Genomic DNA, 8,898 nt, shown 5'->3' with positions numbered 1-8,898 from the left:
TGGTGTTGCCGTTGCTGTCGGTCACCGTGTAGCCGAAGCTGTCCTTGCCCGCCTCGGTCTGGGTCGCGGTCGTCAGGCTGTCCGGGCTGGTGTCGAAGGCCTTGGTCAGCGTGTAGGTGTAGCTCCCATTGGCGTTGAGCACGAGGTTGCCGTAGGCTCCCGTCGCGCTGGTGCTCAGCGCATAGGTGTAGCCGCCCGAACCGCCCGAGGCGGTGATCGCGCCGTTGAACACCTCGCTCGTCGCCGCGGAATTGCTCCCCGTCGCCAGGCCGGCCTCGTTGACCAGTGCCTCGTTGTCGCTCGCCGTCACCGTCACGTTGTTGACCGTGATGTCCAGCGTCGTCGTCGAGGTGTCGTTGTCCCCGTCGGTGATCGTATAGACGAAGTGATCGACCAGCGCCGCGCCGGTCGTGATGTTGGCATTTGCCTTGTAGCTGTAGGTGCCGTTGGCGTTGAGGATCAGCGTGCCGTACTGGCCCACGATCCCGGTGCCGCCGAGGCCGCCGACAACCGCGCTGGTCGTGACGCTGCCGGTGGCGACGCCGGTCACTCCGGCATTGGCCGCAATCGGACCGTCGGCGCCGAACACGTCCGGCGTGCCGTTGGTCAGCACGTTGCCGGTCACCGTCGACCCTTCCGACACCGCGTTGGTGTTGGGGAATGCGGTCGGAGTGTCATCGAAAATGCTGACTGTCAGCTTGGCCGTCGAACTGTCCCCCTGCGGATCGACGACGACGACCGTAAACACTTCGCTGGTCGAATTGCCGGACGTGTTGTCGGTCAGGGTGTAGGTATAAGAGATCGTCCCGTTGGCCAGCGTGCCGAGCGCCAGAGTCCCGTAAGTGCCGGGAACCGGCGCGGTGGCGCCGGAGAGGTTGTAGGTAACACCGTTGATGGTGATTGCGGCAATCCCATCGGGAGAGTCGACGAAGATCGTGCCGGTCGTGATATGGGCATTGTTGCCGAAGGCCGAACCGGGCGATTCCACGGCACCGTTCAGACGCGGATTGGGCAAGCCCGTTTCACTGACCGAGTCGACTGCATCGTGCGAAGCCGGTCCGCCGTCCTGAATCAGCACGTCGGGCGTGCGGTTCACCACGCCGGGAAAGATTTCCTGAATTTCGATCTGCGGGAACTGCAGTTCGGTGTAGGGCAGCAGGTCGCCCAGGTCGTAGGCTGGCTGGATGTTGCCCACCGGATCAGCAAAATTACCCCCCGAACTGGAAACGGCCCCGGCGGCTGGCTGCGGTTCGGCACCGGTCAGCAGAGCGGCCAAGTTGAGCGGCGGAACCTCGACCCCGTCGACCACGATCTGCGGCACGTAGACGGCGCCGTCATGGATGACGTAAACCGCACCGTTCGGCGCGTGGATCACCAGGTCGCGGCCCTGGACCTCGAGATCGTCCAGCGTGACACCGGCAGGCAGAACGATCACCCCGTTCGCATCTGGCGCCAGCGCAATGGCGCTCGCGGGAACGCCCTTGGGCGCCGCCGCGGCGGCCGCAGCAGCCATCCCGGCCTTGGCCGGAGTGAACTCGGCAGTATCGCTCTCATGAGCGGTTTCGCGATTGGCTTCGAAATCCATTTTCCGGCCCTCTGCTTCTGATCCGGCCCCTGCCCAGGCCGGCCGCTTGAGACTGAACATCGTCGTCAAATCCGGGTCACTTCCCCGGCGTTATCCCGACCCTGATCAGCCCCACTGTGTTCATTTCACCGCACTCCTGCGGCATTGCATCCATGCGCCCGCCCTGGCGCCCACCCCGAGCTTGAAGCGGCTGGGTGGTCTCGGTGGAGCAGACGGGGGCGCATCCGCCTGAGCGATTCGACCAGCCGTTTCGGGGGGTCGCCGCCATCCACCCAGCCGCCCGCGCTGCTGACACAATGTGCCGGCTGCGCATCCCGGGACTGGTTCGTGCAGTGACTGCCCGCCGGTGCGCCCTGCCAGCTGCGAAATACGCAGTTGCAGCCGCGCTTGGGGCACGGCTTGGACAGGGCTTCCGATCACTCGGAGCGCAGACACAGAAACTCGACTGCACAATCACGTGCATTCTCCAAAAGGTTTTCAGTTCTGGTGCGCCCGCCCGGCTCAACTTCAACGACGATGCCGTCAATGTCGCGCCTTCTTGTTTTGATGACGCCCTCCACCAAGGCCATCACCAACCTCAACTACGCGCTGATTTACAGGCTTAATCAACAGTTTTTTTAGATGGCTGGTTAATGACATTCGCAGACGCAGCAGAAACCTCACCAATTGGCGCCACATGTTCCTGATTTATCGTAAGGTTTTTTAACTCGGTCAATGCTGCGCGGGCGTAATATTAGATCCATTATGCTTTCTAAATTTGGTTAACAGCACACCCGCTTTGTGCGATGAACCGGTCCGACTCGGCGATGAGCGCCCTTGGCACGAGCCGCGCTGAAGTAAGTCCATGCATTTTCCATGTAGTGCGGCAGGGGGCGGGCCTTAATGCCCCAAGGGGTTTACCGCGCGTCCATTCACGCGAACCTCGTAGTGAAGATGAGGCCCGGTGGACAATCCGGTCGAGCCGGACCAACCAAGCAACTGGCCGCGCCTGACAAGCTGGCCAGGAGCAACATTCAGCTTGGAAAGATGTGCGTAGCGGGTCTCGAGGCCGGCCGAACCCTTGATGCCAACAAGCAAGCCGTAGCCCCCGAGTGCCCCGGCATGGCCAACGATTCCATCCGCCGTGGCAACAACCGGCGAACCCATGGGTGCCGCCAGATCGATGCCGGCATGAAGTCTATCGACCCCGAGCAGGGGATGGAATCGCATTCCGAAGCGACTGGTCACTGCCCGCCCGGAAACCGGCATCAGGCCGGACACACCCGGCATGAGCGCCGCCGGATCGGCGGCCGCCATGTTGCGCGCGAGGGCAATTGCGGAAAGGTCCACCGGATTGCCGACAAGATCCAGCGCGGGCCCGATCTGAATGTGCGCCGGGCCGGGATCGCCCGCGCCCTCGCCAGATTGAGCAATCACCGCGAAACGCTTGTCGGTCGCGCTGCCCCCCTTGGCCTCCGCTCCTGTCGCAATGAAGCACACGGCAAGAACCGCGCCGAAAAGCGCGCCGCAACCTCGGGACGAAAGAAGCCTGGTCATGAGTCCTACCCCATAAAAAGGACCCGCCTGCACATACCCGGCCCCGGGTAGCGCAAGCCCTGTGAATAAACCTATCCGTGACTGCGGGCAAGATCACGCCGCGCGAAGAAGGAACAGGCAAGGCAACCGTCCCAGTTGGGGCCAACCTTGCTCCTTCGCTTGACCATCCAGCCACATCCAACGAAAACTGACTGCAGGCCATGAATTGAATGCGCCGTGCAGCAGGGGCAGGTTATTGCAGAGACTTGGCGCCACGATTGTCCGCTGGTTACAGCTCGACTGGATTGGTGCGAAGAGAGTTCGCGCCTATTCGATCATCCTGCTTTTCGTGTCTCTCATCAGCTTCCTTGGCTCCTACTTGCAAGCCACAGGTGAAACCGGAAGCGATTTCCTTGCTTTCTGGTCAGCCGGCAAGCTCGCGGTCGCGGGCCGCGCCACTGAGGTTTATGACCTTGCCGCAACCGGGGCGATTCAGGCGGCAATCGGCCGCACCAACATTTTTGCTTTCGTCAATCCGCCCCCCTTCATCCTGTTCACCCTGCCTTTCGGCCTGCTGAACTTTACCGTGGCTTGGGCGGCATGGATCGGCGCGACCTACACAGTCTACCTCGTCGCCGCCCGGCGGCTCGATCGCACCCTGTTCTGGCCCATCGCGGCTTATCCCGGCGCCCTCGTCGCCGGCTGGCATGCGCAGACCGGACTGCTGACCGGCGGCCTGATCGCAGGGGCGGCCGATCTGCTGCGCCGCCGCCCCGTAGCTGCCGGCCTGTGCATAGGCGTCCTGGTGATCAAGCCGCACCTCGCCCTGCTCTTTCCGGTGGCCCTCGCCGCCGGCCGGCATTGGCGCGCCTTTTGGAGCGCAGGAGCCACGGCGATTGTCCTGATCGGCATCACCGCCTTGCTGTTCGGGCCGGAGGTGCTGCTGAACTACCGCCGTTCCTGGCAGGTCAGCCGGTTCCTGATGGAAATGGGCGACCTGCCCTTCTTCCTGCGCCAATGCACGGTCTATGCGGCCGTTCGCGTGGCAGTATCCCCGCTTGCTGCTACGATGGCGCAAGCCCTCTCGACACTGCTCGTGGGCGCTATCACGTGGCGGGCCTGGTCCGGTCCAGTCAGCCTGGAAGCCAAGTGCGCCATACTCGTCGCTGCCATCCCGCTCGCAACGCCATACATGTTCAACTACGACCTCGCCCTGCTCATCGTGCCCACCGTCTGGTTGCTCGCGCAGGAGAGGGACCATCCTCGCCGCGGATGGGCACGCCCCTTGCTCCTCGTGCTTTACCTGGCGCCGCTGTGGACCCGGGCACTCGCCTTGCCACTTGGTGCCAACCTCGCCCCGTGGGTGCAATTCATCATGCTGGGCGCCGTCTGGCGGCGGAAAGACAGCGAAGCTGGTGTTGCCCCCCGGCAGATGACCGCAACGTGATGCCTTTTCGCCTTTCACCAGCGGCCGACCATGACAGTCCCCCGCTTCTCCCCTCACAGAACCCGTGGCGGATCGTCCTTTACGCCCTTTGTATCGGCGCCTTCCTGACCGGTTGGAAAGGCGCCTTCCCGCTCGACGATTCCTACATCGTCCTGCACAGCGCGCGGTCCCTCCTCGCAGGGAACCACGACACGGCATACGACACCTCCCCGCTCACCGGAGCCACCAGCAGCATTCATCTCGCCCTGGTGGCGGCGCTGGGCACGATCATGCCCCTTCCCCTCGCCTCTTTGGCGATCGCCGCGGTGTCGGCCCTGGTCTACGCCCTGGGACTTGATCAAATGGTCCGGGAAGCGGGAGCGCAAGGCTGGAAGGTCCCGGCGCTGGTCCTGCTGGGCCTGACTGCGGGCGGCACGCCGATCAACCTTTTCAACGGTCTCGAAACCGGCCTGGCCATGGCCACGACGGCTTGGCTCTTCGCCTTGTGCGATGACCGCCGCCTGCCCGTCCTCGCCGGAATGGCGCCATTTGTCCGGCCTGAACTGGGCCTGCTTTCCGCCATTCTCCTATTGCGCGCGGCCTGGCTCCATGGGGCCCCGATCAGGACTGCCACGATCTCTCTGCTGGCCGCCCTGCCATGGATGACCTGGGTCTGGATCGAGACCGGCTCCCTTGTGCCGACCACCGCCGCGGCAAAGATCGCATTCTATGCCGAGTTCGGGGAACCTCTCGAAGAACGAATCGGCGCTGTGCTGAAAGCTCTGCTCAAATCAGGACTCCTGCCGCTTTACGCGGGAATTGCGGGCATTTCCCGCGTTCGCGGCGGATGGTGCGGCGCCCTGTTCATCGGCGCCATACTGACGATCGCAACCGTAACCCTGCCCAGTTCGGTCTCATGGAACTACCAGCGCTATCTCGGCCCGACAGTGCCAATCACGGTGCTGTGGCTAAGCGGGTTTTCAGGGCTAAGAACCGGAACCCTGGCCTATGCCCTGTTGGGGCTGTACGCAGCCTTCAACATCGGCCCAGCGGTTAAAACCCTGCGCTCAGCCGAAGCTAACAATCTCGCCAATATCGCAACCTTGGACGCCGCCCTGCGCAACCTGCCGCCTGGATCGCCCATCCTGATCCACGATGCCGGGATCGCTTCCTGGACTCATCCCGAAGCCCGGCTGATCGACGTGGTCGGGTTAAAAACCCCGAGCAGCATCGATTTTCATCGCAAATTCACCCACCACCCGTGCGAAATCGGTCCGGCGCTGGACAGAATTGCAAGGAGCAGCCACGCCCGGTTCGCGGTTGTTTCAGAGGTCGAGTTCTGGTCCTGCACCCGCACTGCCCTCGAGGGGCAGGGGTGGCGCTTCGTCCCGATGCCGCAACCGATGCGGGGGTATTACCGCCTCTACCGCATCGAGCAGCCGCCTGCCCTCACCCCGCCGGTATACTCTCACCCAATGCCTCCCCCACGGTAGGCGCCGCTTGCCGATCGATCCGCCGCAAAATCCGCCCGACCAGCCAACACGTCGCCAGTATGCAGATCGCGGACAGGGACCATGCGTCTCTCGGTTTGCTGCCTTCGGACAGGTCGATGAAGAGGGCGACGATCAGGTAGTTCGCCGAAGAAGCCCAGGACAGGATGGTCAGTAGCAACACTTCAAGGCCGGAAACGTGCTCGATGATCACCGGCGTGATGAGTGCGAGGGCGACAGCGAGGATCGGCAGATCATAGTCGTAATTGTAAGGGCTCATCAGCACTGAACTTGCCGTTGCCGCAGCCAGCACGATCCGCTCGTCGGCGAACTTGCGAACCAGTACGAAGAGCCCCGCCAAGGCCAACAAGGCCACCGCAATCTGCAGCGTCATGGCGATGACCGGCCCCGACCCCATGGAAAACGCCGCCGCGTAGACTGACGTCATGCGGTGGATGGGAAAGTCCCCCCGCCACAGATGTCCGCTTGAAACCTCTGCGCCCTGCCTGAAGGCTGACCAGATGCCGATACCATATACCGTCGCTACAACCACTGTTGAGCCGGCAACAACCACGCCCGCCCATGTCGCCGCGCGCCAGCGTCGCCGAGCGAGCAAGGTGAAGCCATGCGCCAAGGCCAGGTGAGGCTTGATCACCATGGCCCCCAGCGCCAGCCCACAACGCTGGCTTTGCTTGAGCGCCAGCCAGCAGAACAGTCCAATCAGGCCTGCCGTAAGAAAGCCGTTCTGCCCGCTGCGCTGGTTTATGAGGATGGCTGGCAGGCTCAGGCTCAAGGCAAGCGCTGCATGGCGTCCGCCCAGCCGGATCACTGATAGCAGGAACAGGGCCAAAGTCCCTCCCACGAACAGCAGATAGGCCCAGGCCAGCGGCATCCCGCCAAGACCGCTCAGCAACAGGTTCATCTGTGGAGGATAGGCCCAGGGCATCTGATCGACCCGCCCGTAAAGCCTCATCTGCTCTCGTCCGAGGCAGGGCCAGTCATACGCGCACGCCGCATTGCCGTGCAGCGACAGTTTGCCAACGAGGTAGAATTCCTGGAAATCGACCAGGCCGCGCAGTTTGCGGTAAAGCTCTGGCTGAACGAAAAACCAGAAGTTCATCAGGGTCATTGCCATGACCATGAAAACGAACAGCGGCACGAACAACCGGTTCGCGAACAGGCTAACCACAAGCGGAGACTTCGGCGCCAAGGCCATTCGCACAACCTCGCCTGAATGCGGGAACAGAGCTTCCTACGATCACACCGCCGGGCCGGGATTGGTTCTTGCGATCTCCCGCTCGGCTCCGATTCATGCCATGAGTAGCAGGCTCATGCGCAACTTTGTCAAACCGGCGCGCGACAGAATGCCTGATGCAGCATGTTGCTTCGCGGCATCTCCGCTGAACCGGCTGAGTCAGCTCTTCCAGATCCGGTGCCGATAAGTCACGTTCACCCGTTCCGAGAGCAGCAGGTAGGGTAGCCAGACCGCCGCACTGATGAAGACCTTGTCGAGATTGCCATGCAGCAGGGTCAGCAGCGTCCTTCCGACCATTTCCGGCAGCCCTCTCGCGCTTGCCACCATGTCGGCGATCATGAACTGCATTCCCACGTCGACGGCCCAGGCGAACAGCAGCATCCTCGGAAAGAGCGGAACCGAGCGCAGGGCCATGACGAAGCAGACCATATAGAAGAAATTCATGACCACCACGTCGACGGTCATGGCCATCTGCAGCGTCTGGGCCCAGCCCGGCGCATCGGCTCCAACTGATGGAATTGCCGCGAGGTATTCGACCGTGCGGACCGGAACATTGAGAAGGATGCCCACCATGAGGGAGGCCATGAAGCCGGCCGGACCGAAGGCGGGATTGCGACGCGCCTCGACCACATCGACAGGACACCATTTACCCAACCTTGCAATGCGGAAGATCGGCTGGGCGGAAAGCAGGCCTCGCGGAAAGCTGCCGGCAGCCACCCTATACCCGGCAACCGGCGAAAGCGCGACAAACAGATAGGGCAACAACTGCGCACCCCATTGCTGCAGCCCATCGACCGGAAGGGGAGAGGTTGCCACCTTGACCGCCCCGGCGAACAGCATCACGCCGATCCAGGCCGTTATCATCATCTCCATCCGCACATCGAAAAAGGCGGCAACGGCCCGGGTCTTGCGGCCGAGATCGACCATGCGATCGCGCGCCATGCGGCGCAGCGGCAACCAGAGCGGATGTGCGGAGGAAAAGAGTGTCGTGTTTGCCATGCAAGGGTTCTTGCCAGACCTTGGTTAATACCCACTTAAAGCAGGTCGTCTGCGAGCCACCGGCTGGCCGCCTTCCCCCAGCATGCAGCGAAATCACTCACATCACAGACTGCCCGAGTCGAGAACGGTTCCCGTCGTTAACTGATGACGTTAAGACCGGTAAACTATAACCTATTGATTTTTCGAGATATGCGGCAAGACCGATATTAAGGTTGACGAAATCTTACTTTGGGCGGAATTTTTGATCATCCCCGGGGGGATCTCGCATTTGGGCCGGCGCGAGCTGGCCATAACAAACCACGGTCGCGACGGTCCATCAAGCACCCCTCCCGGGCATTGGCCAACCGGAAATAGAGGCCGGAGCCAATCTGCAACATCCTCGTGAGGACCATCCTCAAGGGGCGCATGCACACTAGGGGTAATTCACCATGACCAATTTCATCCGTTCGTTCGTTCGCGACGAGTCCGGCGCGGCTGCCGCCGAATATGCGCTGATCCTCGCCATCGTCGGCGCCGGCATCGCCGGGGCCGCCTACTACCTCGGCCAGCAGGTCAGCAGCGGCATCACCAAGGCTGGCAGCATTGTCTGCAGCAGCTCGGGCCTGACCTGCTGAGTCAATCCATCAAG

General features: G+C 62.5%; 7 protein-coding genes. 3 read left to right on the top strand and 4 right to left on the bottom strand.

Going from position 1 to position 8,898, the window contains the following annotated elements; translation table 11 throughout:
- Positions 1 to 1,585: Ig-like domain-containing protein (locus H7F51_RS12310; RefSeq protein WP_221774116.1), on the bottom strand; the 1,585-nt coding region annotated here is incomplete at its 3' end.
- An 879-nt stretch (positions 1,586 to 2,464) separates the two neighbouring features.
- Positions 2,465 to 3,154 (bottom strand): M23 family metallopeptidase, encoded by a 690-nt coding sequence (locus H7F51_RS12305; protein ID WP_343061281.1) that lies wholly within the window; start codon positions 3,152 to 3,154, stop codon positions 2,465 to 2,467.
- A 172-nt stretch (positions 3,155 to 3,326) separates the two neighbouring features.
- On the opposite strand from H7F51_RS12305, the gene H7F51_RS12300 reads away from it, so the two are divergent.
- Both H7F51_RS12300 and H7F51_RS12295 read left to right on the top strand, forming a co-directional pair.
- Positions 3,327 to 4,547: a glycosyltransferase family 87 protein gene (locus H7F51_RS12300; protein WP_185664590.1), complete on the top strand. Its 1,221-nt coding sequence runs from the start codon at positions 3,327 to 3,329 to the stop codon at positions 4,545 to 4,547.
- Positions 4,460 to 6,019 carry a hypothetical protein gene (locus H7F51_RS12295; protein WP_185664589.1) on the top strand — a complete coding sequence of 520 codons (1,560 nt, stop codon included), beginning with the start codon at positions 4,460 to 4,462 and terminating at the stop codon, positions 6,017 to 6,019. The genes H7F51_RS12300 and H7F51_RS12295 overlap by 88 nt, the downstream gene beginning before the upstream one ends.
- Here H7F51_RS12295 and H7F51_RS12290 read toward each other — a convergent pair.
- Together H7F51_RS12290 and H7F51_RS12285 are read right to left on the bottom strand one after the other, a co-directional pair.
- Positions 5,976 to 7,232 (bottom strand): glycosyltransferase family 87 protein, encoded by a 1,257-nt coding sequence (locus H7F51_RS12290; protein ID WP_185664588.1) that lies wholly within the window; start codon positions 7,230 to 7,232, stop codon positions 5,976 to 5,978. The two genes, H7F51_RS12295 and H7F51_RS12290, sit on opposite strands and share 44 nt — an antisense overlap.
- Before the next feature lie 198 nt (positions 7,233 to 7,430).
- Positions 7,431 to 8,198: a DUF2569 domain-containing protein gene (locus tag H7F51_RS12285; protein WP_185664587.1), complete on the bottom strand. Its 768-nt coding sequence runs from the start codon at positions 8,196 to 8,198 to the stop codon at positions 7,431 to 7,433.
- Positions 8,199 to 8,698: 500 nt separating this feature from the next.
- Between H7F51_RS12285 and H7F51_RS12280 the strand changes: the two genes are divergently transcribed.
- Positions 8,699 to 8,884: a Flp family type IVb pilin gene (locus tag H7F51_RS12280; RefSeq protein WP_185664586.1), complete on the top strand. Its 186-nt coding sequence runs from the start codon at positions 8,699 to 8,701 to the stop codon at positions 8,882 to 8,884.
- Positions 8,885 to 8,898 lie beyond the last annotated feature (14 nt).

This window comes from Novosphingobium flavum, assembly GCF_014230315.1.
GTDB lineage: Bacteria > Pseudomonadota > Alphaproteobacteria > Sphingomonadales > Sphingomonadaceae > Novosphingobium > Novosphingobium flavum.
The sequence above is the reverse complement of the archived record's forward strand: the minus strand, read 5'-3'. Positions and strand labels throughout refer to the sequence as shown.